Consider the following 22030-nt stretch of genomic DNA (forward strand, 5'->3'; position numbering starts at 1 on the left):
CTCGCACTGCGCTGCGGACCGGTGACGCCCCATATCATCGCTTTTCATGGGAGAGGTCCGCTTGACCAGCGTAGAAACCGACCGGAGCCTCGATCAGGCCTCCGGCAAGGGTTCCAACAACAAGAAGGAGCAGGGAGGGGAAGCGGCCGCGAAGCCGGAGAGCCGCAGGGGCACTCCCCGGTCGCGGCGCGGTGCCGCCTTCGCGGTCTGGTACCTGCGGATCGTCACCTTCGTCAACTTCCTCAGCGCGGTGTGGCTCTCGCTCGGGCAGGACCTGCGCCGCCACAACACCGCCGACTTCTACACCCCGTACCTGCTGACGGCCGGGTTCGCCTCCGGGCTGTTCTCGCTGCTGCTCGCGGTCACGATGGGCCGCCGCAAGCGGGCCGCCTGGATCCTGAACCTGGTGGTCAGCGGCATGCTGCTGCTCGCCTTCGCGGTCGCCGCGTTCGCGCCCTGCACGAGCGGCGAACTGAGCATGTGCTACCCCGAGTTCCGCCAGCACGCCCAGAACTGGGTCTCGCTCGCCCTGACCGCCGCCTTCGTCGGCGCCCTCCTGCTGGGCCGCCACGAGTTCTACGCCAAGGGCGACCGCTCCAACCCGAAGCTCGCCACCGCCGTGGCCGCCGTCGGCCTGCTGCTCACCTCGCTGATCGCCGCCCTGCTCGTCGGCGCCACCAACACCGACGCCGACCGCGCCGACGCCACCTTCCTGGCCCGCTGGCGGTACGGCGTGATGCGGCTGATCACACTGGCGCCCGACGACAAGGCCTACCGCGCCATCACCACACCCGCCTGGGTCGACGTCGCCATCAACGTGATGTCGATGCTGCTGCTGCTCGCCGTGCTGTTCGCCGCGTTCCGCTCGCGGCGCGCCGTCGACCCCATCACCCCCGCCGACGAGGAGCGGCTGCGGGCGCTCCTCGCCAAGCAGGGCGACCGCGACTCGCTCGGCTACTTCGCGCTGCGCCGCGAGAAGTCCGTCATCTGGTCCCCGACCGGCAAGGCCGCCGTCACCTACCGCGTCGTCGGCGGCGTCTCACTGGCCTCCGGCGACCCCATCGGTGACCCCGAGGCCTGGCCCGGCGCGATCGAGCCGTGGCTGGCCGAGGCCCGCGAACACGGCTGGGTGCCGGCCGTGATGGGCGCCAGCGAGGAAGCCGGGCAGATCTACGCCCGGCACGGCCTGGACGCCCTGGAACTCGGCGACGAGGCCATCGTGGAGACCGACGAGTTCACGCTGGAGGGCCGCGCAATGCGCACCGTCCGCCAGGCGTACAACCGCGTCAAGCGGGCCGGCTACACCGTCCGCATCCGCCGCCACGCCGACATCCCCGCCGACGAGATGGCCGTACTGCTGGAACGCGCCGACGACTGGCGCGACGGCGCGACCGAGCGCGGGTTCTCCATGGCACTGGGCCGTCTGGGCGACCCCGGCGACGGCCAGTGCGTGATGCTGGAGTGCACCGACGGCAACGGCGACCTGCGCGCCGTGCTCTCCTTCGTGCCGTGGGGCCCCAAGGGGCTGTCCCTCGACCTGATGCGCCGTGACCGGGACTCCGAGAACGGCCTGATGGAGTTCATGGTCATCGAACTCCTGGAGCGCTCGAAGGAGATCGGCGTCACACAGGTCTCGCTCAACTTCGCGATGTTCCGTTCCGTCTTCGAGCGGGGGTCCAAGCTCGGCGCGGGTCCGGTGCTGCGCATGTGGCGCTCGCTGCTGAGCTTCTTCTCCCGTTGGTGGCAGATCGAGTCCCTCTACCGGGCCAACGCCAAATACCGCCCGATCTGGGAGCCGCGGTTCATGCTCTTCGAGAAGAGTTCGGACCTGCTGCGGATCGGCATCGCGGCGGGGCGGGCCGAGGGCTTCCTGGAGGCACCCGGTCTGCCCAAGTGGCTGCACCGCAAACACCTGGAGACGATTCGTTGACGTCGTGGAAGACGGAGGTCCGGCAGTTCGCCCGCCGTGAGTGGGGCCCACTGCTGCTGACCGTGCGGGACGCACTCGTCCGCGACACGTGGCGGGCCGTCCCGATGACCCTCGGGGCGGTCGCCCTGACCTCCGTCTTCCAGATCGTCCAGAACACCCCCTGGGGCTTCCAGCCCGTACAGGACCTGGGGTCCGTGAAAGCCGCCGACCCGCTGTGGCTGGCCCTGCTGCGGACCCCCCTCTCCCTCTTCGTCCCCGCCCTCGACCTGCCCGTGTGGGGGGCGCTCGCCCAGATCCTGCTGGTCTTCGGCATCGCCGAGATCTGCATCGGCTGGTGGCGCACCCTGCTCATCGGCTACGTCGCCACCATCGCCGGGACCACGTACGCCCGCGTCGGGCTCTCCCTCGGCCCCGACCACCCCTTCGGGCTGCCGGTGACCGACCGGATCGTCAACGACACCGGACCCTCGGCAGCCGTGGTCGGCCTCGCCATCTACGTGTGCTGGCGCTACCGGGCCTACCTCACCGGGGCCCTGGTGATCATCGTGATGATCGGCGAGGTACTGGTCAAGAACAACCTCGCCGGCAAGGAACACCTCGCCGCCATCGCCGCCGTCATGGCCGTGTGCGTGGTCCGCGCCCGATGGGGACCCGCCCGCTCCCGCACCCCCCTCGGCCCCCGGCCGCCCGCTCCCCCCTCATCGCCCCCGCCGCCGCCCCCGCCGCCGGGATCCGCGCGGCTCTAGCCGCAGCCCGTACCGTGTCCGGGTGACGACAGACCTCGGGCCCTTCGCCGCCACCCGGCAGTGGATGCGGGCGCACCCGCTCGCCACCGACGCCGTGCTCGCGTTCGGGGCACTGGCCGCCATGGTCGTCGGGTCCTTCGCGGACCCCCACGGGCCGCACGGCCCCACCTTCGGCACGCGCACGCCCGAGTCCTTCTCCCTGCTGCTGATGCTGCTCGGCGCGGCCGCCCTCGTCCTGCGGCGCCGCAGACCCCGTACGGTGCTCGCCGTCACCTGCGGGCTGTCCCTGCTGGAACTGACCACCGGCGAGCCGAGGGCACCCGTCGCCATGAGCGCGGTGATCGCCCTGTACACGGTCGCAGCGCTCACCGACCGGCCCACCACCTGGCGGACCGGGCTGCTCACGATGGCCGGGCTCACCGGAGTGGCGATGCTGGCCGGCCCGATGCCCTGGTACGCGCAGGAGAACATCGGCATCTTCGCCTGGACCGGAATGGCAGCCGCCGCAGGCGACGCCGTGCGCAGCCGGCGGGCCTTCGTCGACGCCATACGGGAACGGGCCGAGCGGGCCGAACGGACCCGCGAGGAGGAGGCCCGGCGGCGCGTCGCCGAGGAACGGCTGCGGATCGCCCGGGACCTGCACGACGTGGTGGCCCACCACATCGCCCTCGTCAACGTCCAGGCCGGGGTGGCCGCGCACGTCATGGACAAGCGGCCCGACCAGGCGAAGGAAGCCCTCGCCCACGTACGGGACGCCAGCCGCAGCGCGCTGAACGAGCTGCGCGCCACCGTGGGTCTGCTGCGCCAGTCCGGCGACCCGGAAGCCCCGACGGAACCCGCGCCGGGACTGGCCCTGCTGGACGAACTCCTCGACACCTTCCGGCACGCGGGCCTCCCGGTGGCGGCGACCGTCCAGCTCGGCCCCGGCACCGAGCCGCTGCCGGCGGCCGTGGACCTGGCGGCGTACCGGGTCATCCAGGAGGCGCTGACCAACGTCCGCAAGCACGCGGGCCCGGGAGCGCGGGCCGAGGTCAGCGTGGTCCGGGTCGGGCCCTCGGTGGAGGTGACCGTACTGGACGACGGCGGCGACTCGGCGGACTCCTCCCCGACCCCCCTCGACCCGGGCGGCGGCCACGGCCTCCTCGGCATGCGCGAACGCACGGGCGCCCTGGGCGGCTCCTGCTTCGCGGGCCCCCGGTACGGGGGCGGCTTCAGGGTCCACGCGATCCTGCCGGGGTAGGGGCCCGTGCCTCGGGCCCTCTATCTCCCCTCGAGGGGGTGGGGGGCGGCACCCTGCGGGGCGGTCTCATCGATGGTTGGGGGTTTCCCGTCAGTCCCATCGTCCTTCCGGTTCGGGCCGGTCCCTCAAGGGCGCTCCTTCGTCGCGTCGCTACGCGATGGCCTTCGGCCACCCTTGACCGACCGACCCGAACCGGAAAGCCGAAAGACTGCCGGGAAACCCACAAAGAAACGGGACGGTTCAGAGGAGCAGGGACGGGCGTCTCAGCGCTGAGACGAGGAGCCGGTGGCCGGCCCGCCGGGCATCCGGGCCCTCAGGAGCGGCAATTCCGGACCGGGTGCGCGGCTACCCGCACGAGAGGTTGATCAGAGCCCCCTCCAGACGCGACAGATCGCTACGCGCTCCTCCCGGCATAGCGTCCGACGACCGCCTGTGGCCGATACCCGCACCAGAGGCCGAACAGAGCAGCCCAGGGACCCGACAGGCGCGACAGATCGCTACGCGCTCCTCTGGTCTCGGCGGCCGGCGGCCGTCTTGGGCTGGTCCGGGGCGGGTTCGACGTTGGTGGCGGCAGTGGTGAACTCGCGGCCGGAGGTATCGCGGATGTAGGCCAGCTCCATCCAGCGCTCATGGGCGGCGGAATCCGAGACGTTCTCGTTGATGACAGCCATCAGCTCGCCTTCGGCGCCGGAGGCGATGTCGCGGACACGGCGACGGAGGAGCCGGTGAGGGACGTATTCGTACTGCTCACTCATCGCGTCCTCCTGAAGGCGCATCCGTCAGTGCAGCCGAGGTGGCGGGCAAGAGGTGCCTAGGCACGGTAGATGGTCGGTCGTTCTGCCGTCTGGTCGGGGGTGAGGCCTTCAACGGTGAGGTTTCCCGTCCACAGGTGGTCGCGGTTGGCGTAGGTCGCGTCGAAGCGGACGCGCTTGCCGCCGGGTTCCAGCTTCCAGTCCTGTTCGTGAAAGTGAGTGATGTGGCCGCTTCCGCAGACGAACGAGCGAGTGGCCTGTGTGAGGATCCATTGGGCCAGCTCGTGATCCGTAGCCGTCGCGCGACTGCACGTGCGGGCCATCTGCCAGAGCCGGCCCCACTGGACCCCGGGGGTCAGGGGGCCGGTCACGGCCACATCACCGATACGCCGCTGATCAAGGTGGTGGGTGGCGTAACCGAAGACGATCCCGAACATCGTGAACACGGTGACCCGGCTTCGTCCTGTCAGGCCCTCGCCATTGCTGCTCATCAGTGGAACCCTTGGGATGGTGCGGTCCGGGCGCCGTAGCCACGCCCGGACCGCTGTCGTTCAGCAGCAGGGGCCGTCGCCGCAGCACGCGGACTGGTTGCAATCGGCGGCCGTGCCCCACAGGCTCGTGTCCACCGCGAAACCGGCCGCCTTGATCCGGTCCGCCGTGAACACCATTAGGGGCCTGGTGCGGACCTTGGAGTTCGGGGCGTGGTGCACGAAGAAGCCAAACCGAGCCTGGCACCAATCGGTGTACTCCTGGCTGTGGAGCATGAAGGTGTGCCAGCCCGGGTCCACCTGCTGACTCGGAGCGAGGTCGTAGGCCTTCTCGCTGCCGAGGACGTACACGAACGCGATGGCCTGGTCCATCACACGGTCCGCCAGCACACGCTCGTACCCGTACTCGTCCGCACAGAACGCGCGGCTCCGCCTTCTCCGGTCGTCGGGATTGGAAGGAGCGCCAGGCACGTGCTCGACGTTCCTCGGGCGTCATGTACTCCGCGAGCCGCCTCACGCAGGTACCCGGCACGACTCGACGTGCCGGTACATGGCGACAGGACTGCCAGAGGTACGTTCGGTGGCTCCGCGACGGACGGGCTCCAACAGCCCCAGCCGACAGCGACAGGCCGAACACTTGCTCCCCGGCGGGGGGGTACGTCACGTACTCCCACTCACAGTCCGGAGCCTTCGTCTTCGCCCTCGCCATGTCATCCGCCTTCAAGTCGCCGGCTGTGCTGACAACGGTAGGGACGAAGCCAGCACGGCCTCAACGAACTTGCATGGGCTTGCGCGGAGTCACCCGAGCGCGGTGATGGCTTCCGCGATCAGCGCGCGGGCCGCCTGCCCGTGGCAAGCCAGTTTGGCCAGCTCTGCGAACATGCGGGCGTACGTCTCGATCTCGCTGGGCTGCTTCACGGTGATCTGCGCGGTTGCCAGTTCGATGATCACTTGGGTGTCGTCGTAGATCCAGAACCCTTCGACAGGCCACATGACCCTTTCGACGGTGGTAGGGATCACGCCGAGGCTGACGTTCGGCAGCGCGGCTACTTGAAGCAGGTGTCCCAGCTGCGCGGCCATTACCCCAGGGCCGCCGAAGCGGGAGCGGAGCGCGGATTCCTCCAGCACGATTCCAAAGCGCCGGTGTGTGTCGTGGAGGTAGCACTGGCGGCGCACGCGCACCCTGACCGCCGCCTCGACGTCATCAGGGATCTGTCTGAACGTGACAATGCGGCTCATGATGGCGGTCGCATAGCCAGCCGTCTGAACCAGGCCTGGGATCACTCCGGGCTCGTAGATGCGGAAGCGGCTGGTACGTCCGTACAACGGGACATGGGCCTCTTGCCCATGCTTGAGGCCTGCGCGTTGCAAACGTCTCCACTCCACGTACATCTCGTCGATGCCGTGGGCAGTGGAACGCAGGTCTTCGTACGACTCGGGAACTCCGCAGATGGTGACGTAGGCAAGGAGGTCTCGATCAGAGGGCGACGTCTTGCCGTTCTCGAGGCGAGAGGCCTTGGACTCACTCCAGCCGGCACGCGCGGCCAACGCCCGCGCTGTCAGGCCGGTCGGCTTGCGAATGTCTCGCAGCCGTCTACCGAGAGCAGCGCGGGCGTCTTGGACTGCCGATGAAGGTGACGTGTTCACAGGCTAGGTGGGCTGGTACTCCGAGTGCGGCGTTGCGCGGTCCCAGACCGCTTCGAACGCGCTGGTGCACAGCTTGAGGACCGTCGGGTCCTCCGTCATCTCCAGCCACTCGCCCGGGGCGGACTCGCCGTTCCCGTCGAAGTGCAGGATGAGCACGGTCCTGTTGTCGAACACCCAGAAGTCGTTGCCTGGGAAGGCGATGTCAGTCGCGTGACGGCGGGAGAGCCATCTGATCTGCTCCCCTGCCTTGACGTTGGCGTCCGAGACGTGATGCTCGAAGCGGAGGTAGTCCGACTCCGGAACGGAGAACACGCGGGCCCTTCGAATCACAACGCCTCTGTCCGTGGCCTTGCGAACCCACTTGAGCCAAGGGCGGATCTCAGGATCGTTGTCTTCGGGCAGGTCACGGAAGCCCTGCTGCCAGGCGACGAAGCTTGGGTCGGACTCCATGTAGCCGTCCCGCATCTCCAGATGGATCGCACTGTGCTCGGTCGATGCGAGAAGCTCCTCAAACGACGGGACCGTCGACACCCTTAACCTCCAAGAAGTACTGCACCATGCGCCGTGGCAGCTCGATGACATCTTCGTGGTCCGGGATGTCCATCAACCGCCTACGCTCCGCGTCCGTCACCTTGAATCCCTGCACCAGGTACGTGTCCGTGACGTCGTCGAGGTAGATCGTGGGCGAGCCGCCGTCTTTGCTCTCAGGGTCCTTGCCGAGCTTGTGCAGAGCCATGGGTCCTCCTCGCTCAGGGCTGACGATCGCTGTGTGAAAGCTTGCGATGCAGACGGCATCGGATGCACCCGACTTGCATGAACTTGCACGGTGATGCCCTTGATCAACTTCAGGTAGGGTCCCGCTCGCTAAGGGAAGTCGGCAACCTTGGGGGAACTAAGCGATGAAGCGTTGGATGAAGTGGGCATCCGTCGCGGTGACGGCTGTTCCAGCGGCGCTCGCCGTTGCGGCCTGTGCGGGTGAGAAGTCCCTGGAGGAGGCCGCAAAGGGGACTTGGGACTGCACGATCGCCGCCGGCGCCCGAGGGATCTCCGGAACGGTCACCGTTGGAGACGGCACGTACCAGGTGAGCCAGGGCGGAGGCAGGGGCACCTCCGGGACGTGGCAGATCTCCGGCGGCAAGCTGGAGATCAAGGGTGACGACGGTCCCTACCACGTGAGTAACGTACCCGGCGAGGTGAAAGACCTCATGGAGATGGAGTTCGGTGAGGGCAGCAGCAAGAAGCTGTCGCCTTGGAATGTTGGCTGGAAGGGCAAAACGGTCACCTTCCCGTACCACGGCGCAAAGGTGAGCTGCCAGAAGATGTAGGCCCTCGCCAAGCCCAAACCGACGGTCGGACGCGAGATTCGAGGAGCGCGTAGCGATCTGACGCGCCCATCCGCTTCCCCGGCTGCTCTGGTCAACCTTTCGTGCGGGTAGCAGCCGCAGGCGGTCGTCAGACGCTGAGAAATGAGGAGCGCGTAGCGATCTGTCGCGCCTGGGGGCTTCCCAGGTCGGTCTGATCAACCTCTCGTGCGGGTAGCCGCGCACCCGGCCCGGAATCGCGGATTTGGGGGCCGGATGTCGGGCGGGCCGGCGCCTGGCCCCTCGTCTCAGCGCTGAGGGAGCCGCTCCTCCAGGATCGTCCGTCCCGTTTCTTTGGGGGTTTCCCGGCAGTCTTTCGGCTTTCCGGTTCGGGTCGGTCTGTCAAGGGTCGCCGAAGGCGATCACGAAGTGACGCGACGAAGGAGCGCCCTTGACAGGCCGGCCCGAACCGGAAGGACGATGGGACTGCCGGGAAGCCCCCAACCTGCTCTGAGACCGTCCGAGGGCACCCCGCCCCCCAGCCACCGGCCCGCAGATGAGGGCGCGGGTGGGCAACTACCGCCCGGCCCCAGGGGGTCGATGGGGAGATAGCGGGCCCGAACCGCCAACCCCCGTCAGCACGCCCTCCGCCACGCGTCCAGGTCCAGCTTCTTTTGCAGGGAGCTGAGTTGCAGGCGCTTGGACTGCTTGCAGAAGCGGGACGTCGGGAGTTCGTACTCCGCGTGGAAGACCGCCTTGCCCGCCTTGATGAAGGGGGTCAGGGTGTCGCACTCGTCGTATTCCGCGCACTGTTCGTTGACCGCGAAGTCGTAGTCGCCGACCAGCTGGGGGATCTGGTCGAGGTCGTTCTTGAGGCCGACGGCCATGCCCCGGTCGTGGGCCAGTTTCGCGATGAGGCGGTTGTACGTCAGCTGGTGTTCGGCGGTCAGCGGGAAGCCCGAGTCGTTGCGGTAGGCGTCCATGTTGTCGGGTTCGACCGCGTCGAAGCCCTTGTCGCGGCACATGTCGAAGCGTTTCGCCATCAGCGGTTCCAGGTCACCGACCCGGCGGATGTCGAGCCAGCGTTCGCCCTCCCAGCCGTTGCCCTTGCCGAGGAGCGGGGCCGGGAAGTCGCCCGCGTCGGGGCGGAAGTCCTCCCAGGCGCCGGTGGAGACGTAGCAGATGGTGTGACGGCCCCGGCCCTTGAGGGTGGCGACCTGCTCCTTCGTCGTGTTGAAGCCGTCGACGTCGTACACCGGCACGTCGACCGACGTGTCCAGCTTGCCGGTGAGCTGCCACTGCCAGGGCGTGCCCGGGCGGGGTTGCCAGCGTTCCCCCGGTTTCTGCGCGGGCCAGGTGGGGGCGGGGCCGACGCCCTCTTCGTCATCGCCGGGTTCCGCGGTGCAGGCCGCCGCCGTGAGCAGCAGCAGGCCCGCCACCAGGAGCGGGGGGAAACGCTTCATCCGGATGCCTCCAGGGCGTACGGGAGGGTGCCCCACGGGTGGGCCCCCGTGCCGGGGACCGCGCAGTGCACCCCCGCGTGGCGCTCGGCGGCGAGTTCGGCGGCGGGGGCGTCCGGCGGGACGGCGTACACGAGGTGGCAGAACCGTCGGGCGGGGTGGTCGGCGGTCCACGGGGGCGGGGTGGCGGCCTGGTCGCGGTAGGCGTCCCAGGGGCCTTCGAAGGTGACGAGCAGGTCGGCGAGCCGGAGGTACCCGGGGTGGGGGTGGACTCCGTGGTTCAGTACGAGCGTACGGGCGCCCGCCGCCCTGGCCGCGACGGCGAGCCGGCCGTAGTGCGGGAGGAGCTCCGGGTCGGCGGCGGCTTGGTCGAGGAAGGCACCGTCGGCCCCGTACCAGTCGCGGTGGCGCAGCAGGTCCTGGACGACGGCTGCGTGCGGGCGCCGCCCGTAGTCGGTGTCGGTGTAGCCGAGGACGGGTACGCCGGCGTCGCGGAGCCGGGCGGCGACGGCGGCGAACCGTTCGTCGGGGGCGCGGCCGGGTCCGCTGTCGGGGTTGAGCACCACCGAGTGCAGTTGTCCGGCGGAGCGGATGAGCCGTTCCCATTCCTCGGGCCGGTCGGCGGGGTGCTCGTAGAGCGGCACCAGCAGCATGGGGTTCCTTCGTCTTCCTTCGTCGGCGGTGCGTCGGCGGTGCATCGGCGATGCTTCAGCGGTGTGCGGTGGCGCGGCCGAGGAGCAGGCAGACCAGGACGGCCAGGGCGGCCGCCGCGGTGCCGGCCACCGCCAGCTGGACCAGGCGGGGCGGTCCGATTCCGGTGAGCAGGGCCAGGCTCTGGGCGAAGGCCGCGCCGGAGCAGACCACGGCGGCGGGGCGGACCGCGCCGAAGGACTGCAGGAGCAGCCCGGTCCACATCACGGTGCCGAGCAGCAGCAGGGTGGCGACGCGGAGTCCGGTGAGGCCGGGGGCGTGCGGCCACAGCAGGGTGCCGGTGACGCCGAGGACGAGCAGCACCGCGAGGTACGCGGTGAGGCAACGGGCCAGGGTGGCGAGCATCCGGCGCCAGAACGCGCCGGGTGAGCGGGCCGCCCGCAGCCCGGCGAGGCTGCCGCTGCGGAAGCGGTGGAGGAGCCATTCGGCGGGGCCCATGCTGAGGGTGAGGGCGACCGCGGAGGGTGCGGCGACGGCTTCGGCGGGGCCGCCGCTGAGGACCTCCCCCAGCGCGGCGTAGAGCACGAGCAGGCCGGTGCCGAGGCCGAACACCCCGTAGGGCGCGGAGTCCCCGATGCGGGGTCCGCGCCGGGTGTGGTCCTCCTCGGCGCCGCGCAGCATCCGCCAGCGCACGGGTCCGCCTTCGCCCGGGCGGCGTTCGGCCCAGCGGTGGATCCTGCGCACCCCGGCCCGTACGCCTTGGGCGACCGGCAGCTCCCGCAGGGCGAGGGCGCAGGCGGCCAGCAGGGACACGAGGAGCAGGGTGACGCGTACGGGCACGGGCGGGTCGGTGAACAGGGCGAGGACCGCTCCGGCGGCCATGGGGCCGAGTGCGGCGAGCAGCAGCCGTTCGCGGCCCAGGACCAGGAGCACGGTGGCGGCGCCGACGTAGACGGCCTGGCCGGCGGCGAAGGCGTACGAGAAGGGCGGGCCGCCGGGGACGGCGAAGGCGGCGGCGGTGCCGAGGAGGGCTCCGGCGGGGGCGCCGACGAGGAGGGTGCGTCCGGCGGCGGCCCGGTCGCCGAGGCCGAGCCAGGAGTAGGCGCGGTGGGACAGGCTCTGGTCCCAGACCCAGCCGATGAGGGCTCCGGCGAGGAGGGTGAGGGTGCCGGCGGGAAGTCCGAGCCGGTCGGGGGGGCCTTCGAGGAGGGGTGCTCCGAGGACGTAGGCGAGGCCGGGGAGGGCGAAGATCAGGCCTCGGAGCAGGCAGGCGGTGAGGGAGACCTTCCAGGGGTCGGGGAGGCGGTCGGGTTCGGGGAAGGTGCGGGGGACGCGGGCGTAGAGCTCTTCGGCGAGGGCGAAGGAGTCGTGGCGTCCGTAGGTGAGGCGGATGTGTTCGTCGGTCATCCCGTCGGATTCGAGGATGGCGGCGATCTCGTCGGGGTGGACGGCCGCGCCGGCGAACGCGCCCAGTCGGTCGGCGAGTTCGTCCATGGGGTCGGCGGCCGGGGCCCCGGGGCCGCCGGGGCGGGGCCGGGGCAGGTCGGGCAGGGTGTCGGTGCGTCCGGCGGGGGCGGGGCGGCCGATGTGGACCCAGGTGCCCTCGGGGCCGGGGGGCTTGAGCCAGAGGGATCCGCTCACCACATGCTCCCGTCGGCCGCGAGTTCCTTGTTCCGGGGGTCCTGGGACCAGGGGTCGGTGATCCGGCGGGTCCAGTCGTCGCCGGTGCGGAGGGGCAGGACGGGCCGGTCCAAACGGGTCCGGTCGGCGAGTTCGCGGTAGATGTGCCGGAAGCCGTCGACGGACTGGTGGAGGGTGAACTTCTCGACGACGCGTTGGCGGGACATCCGGCCGAGTTCGGCGCGGCGTTCGTCGTCGCGCAGGAGGGCGAGGGTGGCGCGGGCCATGGTCTCGGGTTCGCGGGGCGGGACGACGAGGCCGGTGTCGCCGACGGCTTCGCGGACGCCTCCGACGTCGGTGGAGACGGTGGTGCGGCCGCAGGACATGGCTTCGATGATGCTGAAGGGGAAGCCTTCGCTGATGCTGGAGAGCATGACGACGGAGCCGGCGGCGTAGGCCTTGGCGACCTGGTCGATGCGGCCCTCGTAGGTGATGCCGTCGGTGACGCCGAGTTCGGCGGCGAGTTTCTCCAGGCGCAGCCGGTAGTCCTCGCAGCCGGCCGGGACGGGTCCGAAGAGGCGCAGGCGCAGGGCGGGGAGTTCCTCGCGCATGAACGCGTAGGCGCGGATGAGGGTTTCGAGGTCCTTGATGGGGTCGATGCGGCCGCACCAGCTGAGGGTGGGCACGTCCGGTTCGGGGCCGGCTTGGGGGAAGGCGTGCGGGTCGACGCCGTTGTAGACGGTGCGGATGCGTTCGGAGTCGGCGCCCCCGCGTTCTTCCCAGCGGCGGTTGTACTGGTTGCAGGGGGTGATCAGGTCGGCCTGCCGGTAGCCCTCGGAGTTGAGCTCGCGGTAGAAGCCCAGCATCAGGGCCTTGACGGGCCAGCGCTGGGCGGCGGTGCGGTAGCCGAGGTAGCGCTCGCGCAGGTAGATGCCGTGCTCGGTGAGGAGGAAGGGCACTCCGTCGAGGCGTTTGGCGGCGAGGGCGGGGAGGGTGGCGAGGCCGCTGCTGACGGCGTGGGCGACGCTGTCGGGCGGGATGCGTACCGCGAGCGGGCGCAGGGCGTGTTCCAGCAGGTCGGTGGCGGTGAGCGCGTCGTGGACGGTGGGTTCGGCGGCGGCGGTGACCAGGCCGGGGCGGGTCCACGCGGTCATCAGCAGGCGCAGGACCGATTCGGAGCGCAGGGCGGGGGCGAGGCGGCCGGCGCGGGCGAGGCGGGCGAGTTCGCCGAGGGCCTCGGAGAAGCCCCCGTGCGCGGGGTCGATGAGGGAGAGCAGGAAGGTTTCGTACGTTTCGGTGAAGCGGCGGCGGGCCTTGCCGCGCAGGGCCGTGCGGCGGGTGCGGGCGGGCGGCGGTCCCCAGAGGGGGACGGCGGTGTGCCGGTAGACGTTGCGCGGCAGCTCCCAGGTGACCGGCTCTCGTCCGGAGCCGGTGAGGGCTATGACGTTGAAGTCGACCTCCGGCATGCCGCGTACCAGCTGGTCGCACCAGGTGCTGACGCCGCCGTGGACGTGCGGGTAGGTGCCTTCGGTGAGCATGGTGACATGACGCCCATGGCTCATGTGGTGTGTCCCCCCAGGACGGAAAAGGGGCCGGCGCCCGTGGTGCGCGCGTGGAGCGCCGGCTCTGGGTGTTACGTGTGCCGCGGTCGTCCGGGCGGCGGTACGGGCAGTACGGCCGGGACGGGTCGCGCGGGTGGTTCGGGTGTGGTGGGCGGGTCAGAGGAGCTTGAGCGTGACCTGCGACTGGAGTGCTTCGGGGGCCGTCCAGGCGGAGCGGGTGCCGGCGTAGGCGGTGCCGAAGTCGGCGGTGCCGAGGAGCAGCTGCTTCTTGGTGCCGTTCGGGGCGGTGACGGGGGCGGCGACTCCGGAGGGGGCCTTGACGACGACGTCCTTGCCGATCTTGTAGGCGGTCACCTTGCCTTCGGCGACGGCCTTGTTCCAGGCGGCGCGTCGCTGGAGCTCGACGCCGGTGTCCTTCATGCTCTGGTTGACGATCGGCGCGCTGGGCGCGTAGAGCGCGCGGTAGGTGTCGAGGACCTTGTTGAGCACCGGGTAGAGGGTGCGGTCCTCGGCGAGGTTGGACTGGTGGACGTAGTGCGGCCGGGGGTCGTTGGCCAGCACGTGGCGCATGGCGGTGCGCGCCTCGGCGGGGACGATGTGGTCGAGGTAGCCGGTGTTGGTGTCCAGCGGGGCCGGCAGGCAGGTGGAGGTCGCCGGGTTGTCCTCGCAGATGCCGCTGCCGCCGTCGGCGCGGCTGGTGTAGATCCAGTTGTACTCGTCGGCCATCTCCGCGTTGGTGCCCGTGTTGTAGTACACGTTCATCGGGTGGCGGGGGACGGTCAGGGCGGCGCCGACGGCCCGCTGGTCGGGTTCGCGGGAGTTGTCGCTGCCGGCCCACTTGACCCCGTTGTCGGCGAGGGCGCCGGCCAGGTTGGGGTTGTCCTGCGGCTGCTGCGGGAGGGTCTTGAGGCCGGAGTGCTCGCCGGTGACCAGCTCGGAGCGGTCGAGGGTGATGCCCTTGGCCGCGGCCCAGTTGTTGTTGTCGCGGATCTGGGCGGAGATGTCGGCGCGGCTCATCCAGTTGGTGGCGCCCTGGGCGTTCTTGGTGCAGGTCCAGGGGTTGGCGCTGGTGTCCTGGACGCAGCCGAGGAAGGGGTGCGTGTAGGTGTGGTTCATCCAGCGGAACTTGGCGCGGTCGGCGACGAGCTGGGCGGTCATCGCGTCGGTGCCGCCGTTCGCGGTCTTCCACTCCTCGCCGGCGCCCGCGTTGAAGAGCATGTCCAGCTTGAAGTTCTTGGACGTCTGCCACTGCGCCGCGTACTGGGCGTCGGCGGCGGTCATCCGGATGGTGCTCTCCTTGCCCTCGCCGCCGGCGCAGGCGTAGTCGCCGGGGGTGCAGTTGAGCTCCTTGCTCCAGCGGGCGTCGGGGGCGAAGACGTCGTCGACGTGGACGGCGAAGTAGCTGCGCTCCTGGCCGAGGTGGACGCCCTGGGTGAGCCAGTCGACGATGCCGCGGGCCAGCAGGCGGAACTGCTGCTGGTACTGGTTGTAGCCGAAGGTGACGACGAGTTCGCTGCGTCCGTCGTGGGTGTACTCGCCGACGAGGGAGGCGCGGCCGCCGGTGACGGGGGCGTCGAGGTAGCTGGTGTAGCCGGTGCGGGGCTTGGCCATGAAGCCGTAGCTCTCCGGAACCATGGCGGAGTTGTCCTCGAAGGTGACCTGACCGCCGAGGTAGCCGAAGGGGCCCGCCTTGCCGGCGGCGGTGACGGCGGCCTGGGTGCCGTCGAGCTGGCCGCTGTAGCCGCCGTTGTCCGTGTACTCCAGGCCGACCCCCGGGTGGGCCCAGGTGTAGGCGTCGACCTGGCGGATCCCGTACGTCGTCTCGTACGCGGTGAGCGCCGCCATCTCGGCGGAGCCTTCGCCGAAGGGGTTCTCGTTGGGCAGCACGACCCCCTGGTACTTGGCCCGCGGGCGGCCGTCGACGGTGTCGGCGAGGAACGCGGCGTCGATGACGGGGCGGCCGGCACCGGCCAGGTCGACCCTGGTGTAGGGGACGCCGGTGTCCTTGAGCTGCGCGGTGATCGCGCCGACCGAGCTGCCGCCGTCGTCGACGACGAGCACCTTCAGGTCGATGCGCGGTGTCGCCGTGGCCGCCTCGGCGGTCGCGGCGGGTACTGCCACGGACATCAGGGCTGCCGCCGCCATCGACGCGGCGGCCCTGTTCATCCGGTTCTTGTTGACCATTTCGGCCTTCCCCCCGCAGGCATCCCTCGACGACGACCCATGGCGGACGGCCGGGCCGGGGAGGCACTGTGGAAATCATGCAAAAGGACCCCACGTCCCCTTGCGAGAGTGATGCGAGTCTCTCGGACCCCGTCAGCTCTAAGGGGCAAACCTGGAGCAGAGTCCACAGATGGGTGAACCTGATGGCGCGTTGATCGAACAACTTGACAAACCTTGCAGTGGCGTACGGACGACTACCTGCGCGTAGGCTCGTTTCCGGCGGCCGCCGGGCCCTAATACGATCGCTGCGGAGCGGCCGGTGACCCCGACGCGACCCAAGCGCCCACTAACACAAACGGAAGCGAGACTTCACCACCGTGACTGCTCTGACTCTCAGCACTGCCGGCGCTGCGACGCTGCGCGCCGACGCCCTCGTGGTCGGCGTGGCGAAGGGCCCGAAGGGGCTCGTCGTGGCCGCCGGCGCCGAGGCCGTGGACAAGGCGTTCGACGGAAAGCTCGCCGCCGTGCTCGACTCGCTCGGCGCCACGGGCGCCGAGGGCGAGACCACCAAGCTGCCCGCCCCGGCAGGCCTCAAGGCCCCGGTCGTGCTGGTGGTCGGCCTCGGTGCGGCGCCTGAGCAGGACGAGTCCTTCGACGAGGAGGCCCTGCGCCGCGCCGCCGGCTCCGCCGCCCGCGCCCTGCACGGCTCGAAGAAGGCCGCGTTCGCCCTCCCCCTGGACGACGCCTCCGCGGTCACCGCCGTCGCCGAGGGCGCGCTGCTCGGCGCGTACGCCTTCACCGCGTACCAGGGTGGCGAGAAGAAGGCCGCCAAGAACGGCGGCCCGAAGCAGCCCCTGGCCGAGGTGGCCCTGCTCGGCGCCAAGCCGCGCGACAAGGAGCACAAGGCCGCGGCCGAGCGCGCCGTCGTCGTCGCCACCGAGGTCAACGTCGCCCGCGACCTGATCAACACCCCGCCGAACGACCTCACCCCCGAGGCCTTCGCCGCCGTCGCCTCCGCGACCGCGAAGGAGAACGGCGTCAAGGTCCAGGTCCTGGACGAGAAGGCGCTGGTCAAGGGCGGCTACGGCGGCATCATGGGCGTCGGCAAGGGCTCCGAGAACGCCCCGCGCCTGGTGAAGCTCTCCTACACCCACGCCAAGGCGGAGAAGACCCTCGCCTTCGTCGGCAAGGGCATCACCTACGACTCGGGCGGCATCTCCCTGAAGCCGGCCGGCCACAACGAGACGATGAAGTGCGACATGGCCGGCGCCGCCGCCGTCTTCGCCGCCGTCATCGCCGCCGCCAAGCTGGGCCTCCAGGTCAACGTCACCGGCTGGCTCGCCCTCGCCGAGAACATGCCCTCCGGCTCCGCCACCAAGCCGGGCGACGTGCTGCGCATGTACAGCGGCAAGACCGTCGAGGTCCTGAACACGGACGCCGAGGGCCGCCTGGTCCTGGGCGACGCCCTGACCAAGGCCTCCGAGGACAACCCGGACGCCATCGTCGACGTCGCCACCCTCACGGGTGCCATGGTGCTGGCGCTCGGCGACCGCACCTTCGGGATCATGGCCAACGACGACGCCTTCCGCACCTCGATCCACGAGATCGCGGAAGAGGTCGGCGAGGCCTCCTGGCCGATGCCGCTCCCCGAGGACCTGCGCAAGACCATGGACTCCCCCACCGCCGACATCGCCAACATGGGCGTGCGGATGGGCGGCGGCCTGGTGGCCGGCCTCTTCCTCCAGGAGTTCGTCGGCGAGGGCATCACCTGGGCGCACCTGGACATCGCGGGCCCGGCCTTCCACGAGGGCGCGCCGTACGGCTACACCCCCAAGGGCGGCACCGGCTCCGCCGTGCGCACCCTGGTGCGCCTCGCCGAGCGCACCGCCACGGGCGACCTGGGCTGACGCCCCGGACCCCGTCGCGCGGGCGTCCGCGTACCAGCTCGTGAGACGCCCGCTGTGACACGCACCGCGCCCCGGGACCCCTGTCGAGGTCCCGGGGCGCGTTCGCTCTGGAAGAAACGTCGAGGATCAGTAGGTTTCTACGCACGGGTAACCCGGATCTCGGGCAGAACGACGGTCCACACCCGGGGCCCGGCGTCCCGCGTTCCCCCGACAAATGCGAAGATGGGTTCTCGGCAGGACAGGGCCCCCACCACAGGGCCGAAGAAACAAGCGGCCGATTACCAGCCGCCGCCCGGTCACAGAGGACCGGTGCCCGGCGCACATGCATGGAGGACGTGACGTGGCGAACGACGCCAGCACCGTTTTCGACCTAGTGATCCTCGGCGGTGGCAGTGGCGGTTACGCCGCGGCTCTGCGCGCATCCCAGCTGGGTCTCGACGTTGCGCTGATCGAGAAGAACAAGCTCGGCGGCACCTGCCTGCACAACGGCTGCATCCCCACGAAGGCTCTGCTGCACGCCGGTGAGATCGCCGACCAGGCACGCGAGGCCGGACAGTTCGGTATCAAGGCCTCTTTCGAGGGCGTTGACATCGCCGGTGTGCACAAGTACAAGGACGAGGTCATCTCGGGCCTGTACAAGGGCCTGCAGGGCCTGGTCGCCTCCCGCAAGGTGACCTACATCGAGGGTGAGGGCCGTCTGTCCTCCCCGACCTCCGTCGACGTCAACGGCCAGCGCATCCAGGGCCGCCACGTCCTGCTGGCGACCGGCTCCGTGCCGAAGTCGCTGCCGGGCCTGACCATCGACGGCAACCGGATCATCTCCTCGGACCACGCGCTGGTCCTGGACCGCGTGCCCCAGTCCGCGATCATCCTGGGCGGCGGCGTCATCGGCGTCGAGTTCGCCTCGGCGTGGAAGTCCTTCGGCACCGACGTCACCGTCATCGAGGGCCTCAAGCACCTCGTCCCGGTCGAGGACGAGAACAGCTCCAAGATCCTGGAGCGCGCCTTCCGCAAGCGCGGCATCAAGTTCAACCTGGGCACCTTCTTCCAGTCCGCCGAGTACACCGAGACCGGTGTCAAGGTCACGCTGGCCGACGGCAAGACCTTCGAGGCCGAGGTGCTGCTGGTCGCCATCGGCCGCGGCCCGGTCTCCCAGGGCCTGGGCTACGAGGAGCAGGGCGTCGCGATGGACCGCGGCTACGTCCTGGTCGACGAGTACATGCAGACCAACGTGCCGACCATCTCGGCCGTGGGTGACCTCGTCCCCACCCTGCAGCTCGCGCACGTCGGCTTCGCCGAGGGCATCCTCGTCGCGGAGCGCCTGGCCGGCCTGAAGGCCGTGCCGATCGACTACGACGGTGTCCCGCGCGTCACGTACTGCCACCCCGAGGTCGCCTCGGTCGGCATCACCGAGGCCAAGGCCAAGGAGATCTACGGCGCGGACAAGGTCGTGGCCCTCAAGTACAACCTGGCGGGCAACGGCAAGAGCAAGATCCTGAAGACCGCGGGCGAGATCAAGCTCGTCCAGGTCAAGGACGGTGCCGTGGTCGGCGTCCACATGGTCGGTGACCGGATGGGCGAGCAGGTCGGCGAAGCCCAGCTGATCTACAACTGGGAGGCCCTGCCGGCCGAGGTCGCGCAGCTCATCCACGCGCACCCGACCCAGAACGAGGCCCTCGGCGAGGCCCACCTGGCCCTGGCCGGCAAGCCGCTTCACGCACACGACTAATCGTCACGGGCGCGACGACCACTTCCGCACTTTCGTTAGGAGCAACTGAAACCATGTCGGTTTCCGTAACCCTTCCGGCGCTCGGCGAGAGCGTCACCGAGGGCACTGTCACCCGTTGGCTCAAGGCCGAGGGCGAGCGCGTCGAGGCCGACGAGCCGCTGCTCGAGGTCTCGACCGACAAGGTCGACACCGAGATCCCCTCCCCCGTCTCCGGCATCCTGGCCTCCATCAAGGTCGCCGAGGACGAGACCGTCGAGGTCGGCGCCGAGCTGGCCGTCATCGACGACGGCTCCGGCGCCCCGGCCGCCGCTGCCGCCCCGGCCGCCGCCGAGGCCCCCGCGGCCCCGGCCCCCGCCGAGGCCCCCGCCGCCGAGGCCCCGGCCGCCCCCGCACCGGCCGAGACCCCGGCTCCGGCCGCCGCTCCGGCGGGCGCCGCCTCCGGCACCGACGTCGTGCTGCCCGCGCTGGGCGAGTCGGTCACCGAGGGCACCGTCACCCGCTGGCTGAAGGAGGTCGGCGAGTCCGTCGAGGCCGACGAGCCGCTGCTCGAGGTCTCCACGGACAAGGTCGACACCGAGATCCCCGCGCCGGTCTCCGGCACCCTGCTGGAGATCCTGGTCGCCGAGGACGAGACCGCCGAGGTCGGCGCCCGTCTCGCCGTCATCGGTGTCGCGGGCGCGGCTCCGGCCGCCGCCCCGGCCGCCGCTGCCCCGGCTCCGGCTCCGGCCGCCGCCCCGGCCCCCGCCGCTCCGGCTCCGGCCCCCGTGGCCGCCCCGGCTCCGGCCGCCCCGGCTCCGGCCGCCGCTCCGGCCCCCGTCGCCGCTCCGGCCGCTCCGGCGCCGGTCGCCGCCCCGGCTCCGGTCGCGCCGGCCGCTCCCGCCGCCGTCTCCGGCGACGAGGGCGCGTACGTGACCCCGCTGGTGCGCAAGCTCGCCTCGGAGTCCGGCGTCAACCTGGCGACGGTCACGGGCACCGGTGTCGGTGGCCGCATCCGCAAGCAGGACGTCCTGGCCGCCGCCGAGGCCGCCAAGGCCGCCGCCGCCCCGGCTCCGGCCGCCGCCGCTGCCGCCCCGGCCGCCAAGGCTCCGGCCGCGGTGTCCGAGCTGCGCGGTCAGACGGTCAAGATGACCCGCATGCGCAAGGTCATCGGCGACAACATGATGAAGGCCCTGCACTCGCAGGCGCAGCTCAGCTCCGTGGTCGAGGTGGACATCACCAAGATCATGAAGCTGCGCGAGAAGGCCAAGGCCGGCTTCCTCGCCCGCGAGGGCGTCAAGCTGTCCCCGATGCCGTTCTTCGTCAAGGCCGCTGCCCAGGCGCTGAAGGCCCACGCGGTCGTCAACGCCCGGATCAACGACGACGAGGGCACCATCACCTACTTCGACTCGGAGAACATCGGCATCGCCGTGGACTCCGAGAAGGGCCTGATGACCCCGGTCATCAAGGGTGCCGGTGACCTCAACCTGGCGGGCATCTCCAAGGCGACCGCCGACCTGGCCGCCAAGGTCCGCGGCAACAAGATCACCCCGGACGAGCTGTCCGGCGCGACCTTCACCATCAGCAACACCGGCTCGCGCGGTGCGCTGTTCGACACGGTGATCGTTCCGCCGAACCAGGTCGCGATCCTGGGCATCGGTGCCACGGTCAAGCGTCCCGTGGTCATCGAGACCGAGGAGGGCACCGTCATCGGTGTCCGCGACATGACGTACCTGACCCTGTCCTACGACCACCGCCTGGTGGACGGCGCGGACGCGGCCCGGTACCTCACCGCCGTCAAGGCGATCCTCGAGGCCGGCGAGTTCGAGGTCGAGCTCGGCCTGTAAGGCCCTGCGCACAGCCCCGGCTGTCGCTCGCGGCGCCCCCGTCCGGATTCGTCCGGGCGGGGGCGCCGTCGTTGTGCCCCGTCGCGCCCCGTTGTAACGAGCCTCACCCTGCGTCCCTGACCACGAACGCATCGGAGCAGGCCACGGCGGCCGTATTGTCTACGCATCAGGCCCCGCGTGTCCGCACACACAGGAGTTGAAACCCGATGATCACCCCACCCGTCGTGCACTCGCTGCGCGAGCAGATCCGCGAGCACATCGTGGAGGGGATCGTCAGCGGCCGCTGGAAGCCCGGCGAGCGGATCGTCGAGCGCCGGATCGCCGTGGAGCTGGAGGTCAGCCAGACGCCCGTGCGCGAGGCGCTGCGCGAGCTGGAGACGCTGCGGCTGATCGAGTCGGCGCCGAACAAGGGCGTCCGCGTACGGAACCTCTCGGCGGCCGACCTGGAGGAGATCTACCCGGTCCGGGCCGGCCTGGAGCAGATCGCGGCCGAGCTGGCCGCCCCGAAGCTGGCGGCCGACTGCTCGGCCCTGGAGCCGCACGTGGAGGCCCTGTGGGAGGCCGACCGGATCCAGGACGGCACGGCGCAGGTGCGGCACACGGTGGGCTTCCACCGGGAGATGGTGCGGGCGGCCGGGAACAGCGTGCTGCTGCACACCTGGGAGAGCCTGGGCATCGAGGTCTTCACGGCCCTGTCCATCCGGTGGCTGGGAACCGTCCAGAAGTCCTACGCCGAGGAGCACGAGGCCCTCGTCGCGGCGTTCCGCAGCCAGGACCCCGATATCGGGGTTCTGGTGAAGCGGCACGTCCTGGGCTGCGCCCCGCGTAGCGCCTGACCCCTCCCCCACACCCCTTCTGACCTGCGGGTTTTAGCGATCCTCCAGTGAATTCCAGCTGGGTTGACATGTACTGATGAAACCGGCACCGGGTGCCTGCCTTCATGGCACCGGGTGCCGACTTTCGTCCCGGCGTCGATTATTGGTCACTTTTATTTGATCGATCATCGATCAG

Annotated in this window: 19 protein-coding genes; 8 read left to right on the top strand and 11 right to left on the bottom strand. The window is 70.5% G+C overall.

Annotated features, from left to right (window positions below):
• Positions 1–46: 46 nt before the first annotated feature.
• From D1J60_RS10425 to D1J60_RS10435, 3 genes are all read left to right on the top strand, one after another.
• Positions 47–1930, top strand: coding sequence for a phosphatidylglycerol lysyltransferase domain-containing protein (locus D1J60_RS10425; protein ID WP_125820903.1), 1884 nt, complete (start codon positions 47–49; stop codon positions 1928–1930).
• Entirely contained in the window at positions 1927–2676 is a 750-nt protein-coding gene (locus tag D1J60_RS37685) for a hypothetical protein (RefSeq protein ID WP_206436509.1), read from the top strand. Before D1J60_RS10425 ends, D1J60_RS37685 begins: the two co-directional genes overlap by 4 nt.
• 64 nt (positions 2677–2740) lie before the next feature.
• The gene (locus D1J60_RS10435; RefSeq protein WP_125823955.1) at positions 2741–3916 is read left to right on the top strand and encodes a histidine kinase; all 1176 of its coding nucleotides are present in this window, start codon (positions 2741–2743) and stop codon (positions 3914–3916) included.
• 497 nt (positions 3917–4413) lie between these two features.
• Here D1J60_RS10435 and D1J60_RS10440 read toward each other — a convergent pair whose 3' ends face one another.
• The 6 genes from D1J60_RS10440 to D1J60_RS10465 all read right to left on the bottom strand — a co-directional run bounded on the left by D1J60_RS10440 (position 4414) and on the right by D1J60_RS10465 (position 7539).
• On the bottom strand, positions 4414–4671 hold the full coding sequence (locus D1J60_RS10440) for a hypothetical protein (RefSeq protein WP_125820904.1): 258 nt from the start codon (positions 4669–4671) through the stop codon (positions 4414–4416).
• 56 nt (positions 4672–4727) lie between these two features.
• Positions 4728–5159 carry a hypothetical protein gene (locus tag D1J60_RS10445; protein WP_125820905.1) on the bottom strand — a complete coding sequence of 144 codons (432 nt, stop codon included), beginning with the start codon at positions 5157–5159 and terminating at the stop codon, positions 4728–4730.
• Positions 5160–5219: 60 nt separating this feature from the next.
• Positions 5220–5528: a hypothetical protein gene (locus D1J60_RS10450; protein ID WP_125820906.1), complete on the bottom strand. Its 309-nt coding sequence runs from the start codon at positions 5526–5528 to the stop codon at positions 5220–5222.
• Positions 5529–5954: 426 nt separating this feature from the next.
• Positions 5955–6803 carry a helix-turn-helix transcriptional regulator gene (locus D1J60_RS10455; RefSeq protein ID WP_125820907.1) on the bottom strand — a complete coding sequence of 283 codons (849 nt, stop codon included), beginning with the start codon at positions 6801–6803 and terminating at the stop codon, positions 5955–5957.
• Positions 6804–6806: 3 nt separating this feature from the next.
• Positions 6807–7334, bottom strand: a complete 528-nt coding sequence (locus tag D1J60_RS10460; RefSeq protein WP_125820908.1) for a DUF6879 family protein — start codon at positions 7332–7334, stop codon at positions 6807–6809.
• On the bottom strand, positions 7312–7539 hold the full coding sequence (locus D1J60_RS10465) for a hypothetical protein (RefSeq protein ID WP_125820909.1): 228 nt from the start codon (positions 7537–7539) through the stop codon (positions 7312–7314). The genes D1J60_RS10460 and D1J60_RS10465 overlap by 23 nt, the downstream gene beginning before the upstream one ends.
• A gap of 175 nt (positions 7540–7714) precedes the next feature.
• On the opposite strand from D1J60_RS10465, the gene D1J60_RS10470 reads away from it, so the two are divergent.
• Entirely contained in the window at positions 7715–8128 is a 414-nt protein-coding gene (locus tag D1J60_RS10470) for a hypothetical protein (RefSeq protein WP_125820910.1), read from the top strand.
• Positions 8129–8739: 611 nt separating this feature from the next.
• Here D1J60_RS10470 and D1J60_RS10475 read toward each other — a convergent pair.
• The 5 genes from D1J60_RS10475 to D1J60_RS10500 all read right to left on the bottom strand — a co-directional run bounded on the left by D1J60_RS10475 (position 8740) and on the right by D1J60_RS10500 (position 15581).
• Positions 8740–9567, bottom strand: a complete 828-nt coding sequence (locus D1J60_RS10475; protein WP_125820911.1) for an endo alpha-1,4 polygalactosaminidase — start codon at positions 9565–9567, stop codon at positions 8740–8742.
• A complete protein-coding gene (locus D1J60_RS10480; RefSeq protein WP_125605169.1) occupies positions 9564–10217 on the bottom strand; it encodes a spherulation-specific family 4 protein in 654 nt (217 codons plus the stop codon). The genes D1J60_RS10475 and D1J60_RS10480 overlap by 4 nt, the downstream gene beginning before the upstream one ends.
• Before the next feature lie 55 nt (positions 10218–10272).
• A complete protein-coding gene (locus D1J60_RS37215; RefSeq protein WP_164720875.1) occupies positions 10273–11856 on the bottom strand; it encodes a hypothetical protein in 1584 nt (527 codons plus the stop codon).
• Positions 11853–13397: a GT4 family glycosyltransferase PelF gene (gene pelF / locus D1J60_RS10495; protein ID WP_125820912.1), complete on the bottom strand. Its 1545-nt coding sequence runs from the start codon at positions 13395–13397 to the stop codon at positions 11853–11855. Before pelF ends, D1J60_RS37215 begins: the two co-directional genes overlap by 4 nt.
• Positions 13398–13553: 156 nt before the next feature.
• Positions 13554–15581, bottom strand: a complete 2028-nt coding sequence (locus tag D1J60_RS10500) for a hypothetical protein (RefSeq protein ID WP_125820913.1) — start codon at positions 15579–15581, stop codon at positions 13554–13556.
• A gap of 356 nt (positions 15582–15937) precedes the next feature.
• On the opposite strand from D1J60_RS10500, the gene D1J60_RS10505 reads away from it, so the two are divergent.
• The 4 genes from D1J60_RS10505 (at position 15938) to D1J60_RS10520 (ending at position 21855) form a co-directional block, all read left to right on the top strand.
• Positions 15938–17467 carry a leucyl aminopeptidase gene (locus D1J60_RS10505; protein WP_125595534.1) on the top strand — a complete coding sequence of 510 codons (1530 nt, stop codon included), beginning with the start codon at positions 15938–15940 and terminating at the stop codon, positions 17465–17467.
• Between the two features lie 340 nt (positions 17468–17807).
• Positions 17808–19196, top strand: a complete 1389-nt coding sequence (lpdA, locus tag D1J60_RS10510) for a dihydrolipoyl dehydrogenase (RefSeq protein ID WP_125595533.1) — start codon at positions 17808–17810, stop codon at positions 19194–19196.
• Positions 19197–19249: 53 nt separating this feature from the next.
• Positions 19250–21019 (top strand): 2-oxoglutarate dehydrogenase, E2 component, dihydrolipoamide succinyltransferase, encoded by a 1770-nt coding sequence (gene sucB, locus D1J60_RS10515; RefSeq protein WP_125820914.1) that lies wholly within the window; start codon positions 19250–19252, stop codon positions 21017–21019.
• Positions 21020–21228: 209 nt separating this feature from the next.
• The gene (locus tag D1J60_RS10520) at positions 21229–21855 is read left to right on the top strand and encodes a GntR family transcriptional regulator (protein ID WP_125595539.1); all 627 of its coding nucleotides are present in this window, start codon (positions 21229–21231) and stop codon (positions 21853–21855) included.
• The last annotated feature ends 175 nt before the right edge of the window (positions 21856–22030 follow it).

The sequence above is a fragment of the Streptomyces sp. W1SF4 genome (assembly GCF_003950035.1).
GTDB lineage: Bacteria > Actinomycetota > Actinomycetes > Streptomycetales > Streptomycetaceae > Streptomyces > Streptomyces racemochromogenes.

What these genes read in the sequence shown, in the direction of transcription:
- D1J60_RS10445 (WP_125820905.1), bottom strand. Translation starts at nt 5,159, where the DNA reads ATGAGCAGCAATGGCGAGGGCCTGACAGGACGAAGCCGGGTCACCGTG.
- D1J60_RS10425 (WP_125820903.1), top strand. Translation starts at nt 47, where the DNA reads ATGGGAGAGGTCCGCTTGACCAGCGTAGAAACCGACCGGAGCCTCGAT.
- D1J60_RS10440 (WP_125820904.1), bottom strand. Translation starts at nt 4,671, where the DNA reads ATGAGTGAGCAGTACGAATACGTCCCTCACCGGCTCCTCCGTCGCCGT.
- D1J60_RS10465 (WP_125820909.1), bottom strand. Translation starts at nt 7,539, where the DNA reads ATGGCTCTGCACAAGCTCGGCAAGGACCCTGAGAGCAAAGACGGCGGC.
- D1J60_RS10470 (WP_125820910.1), top strand. Translation starts at nt 7,715, where the DNA reads ATGAAGTGGGCATCCGTCGCGGTGACGGCTGTTCCAGCGGCGCTCGCC.
- pelF (WP_125820912.1), bottom strand. Translation starts at nt 13,397, where the DNA reads ATGAGCCATGGGCGTCATGTCACCATGCTCACCGAAGGCACCTACCCG.
- D1J60_RS10500 (WP_125820913.1), bottom strand. Translation starts at nt 15,581, where the DNA reads ATGGTCAACAAGAACCGGATGAACAGGGCCGCCGCGTCGATGGCGGCG.
- sucB (WP_125820914.1), top strand. Translation starts at nt 19,250, where the DNA reads ATGTCGGTTTCCGTAACCCTTCCGGCGCTCGGCGAGAGCGTCACCGAG.
- D1J60_RS10475 (WP_125820911.1), bottom strand. Translation starts at nt 9,567, where the DNA reads ATGAAGCGTTTCCCCCCGCTCCTGGTGGCGGGCCTGCTGCTGCTCACG.
- D1J60_RS10480 (WP_125605169.1), bottom strand. Translation starts at nt 10,217, where the DNA reads ATGCTGCTGGTGCCGCTCTACGAGCACCCCGCCGACCGGCCCGAGGAA.
- D1J60_RS10435 (WP_125823955.1), top strand. Translation starts at nt 2,741, where the DNA reads ATGCGGGCGCACCCGCTCGCCACCGACGCCGTGCTCGCGTTCGGGGCA.
- D1J60_RS10450 (WP_125820906.1), bottom strand. Translation starts at nt 5,528, where the DNA reads ATGGACCAGGCCATCGCGTTCGTGTACGTCCTCGGCAGCGAGAAGGCC.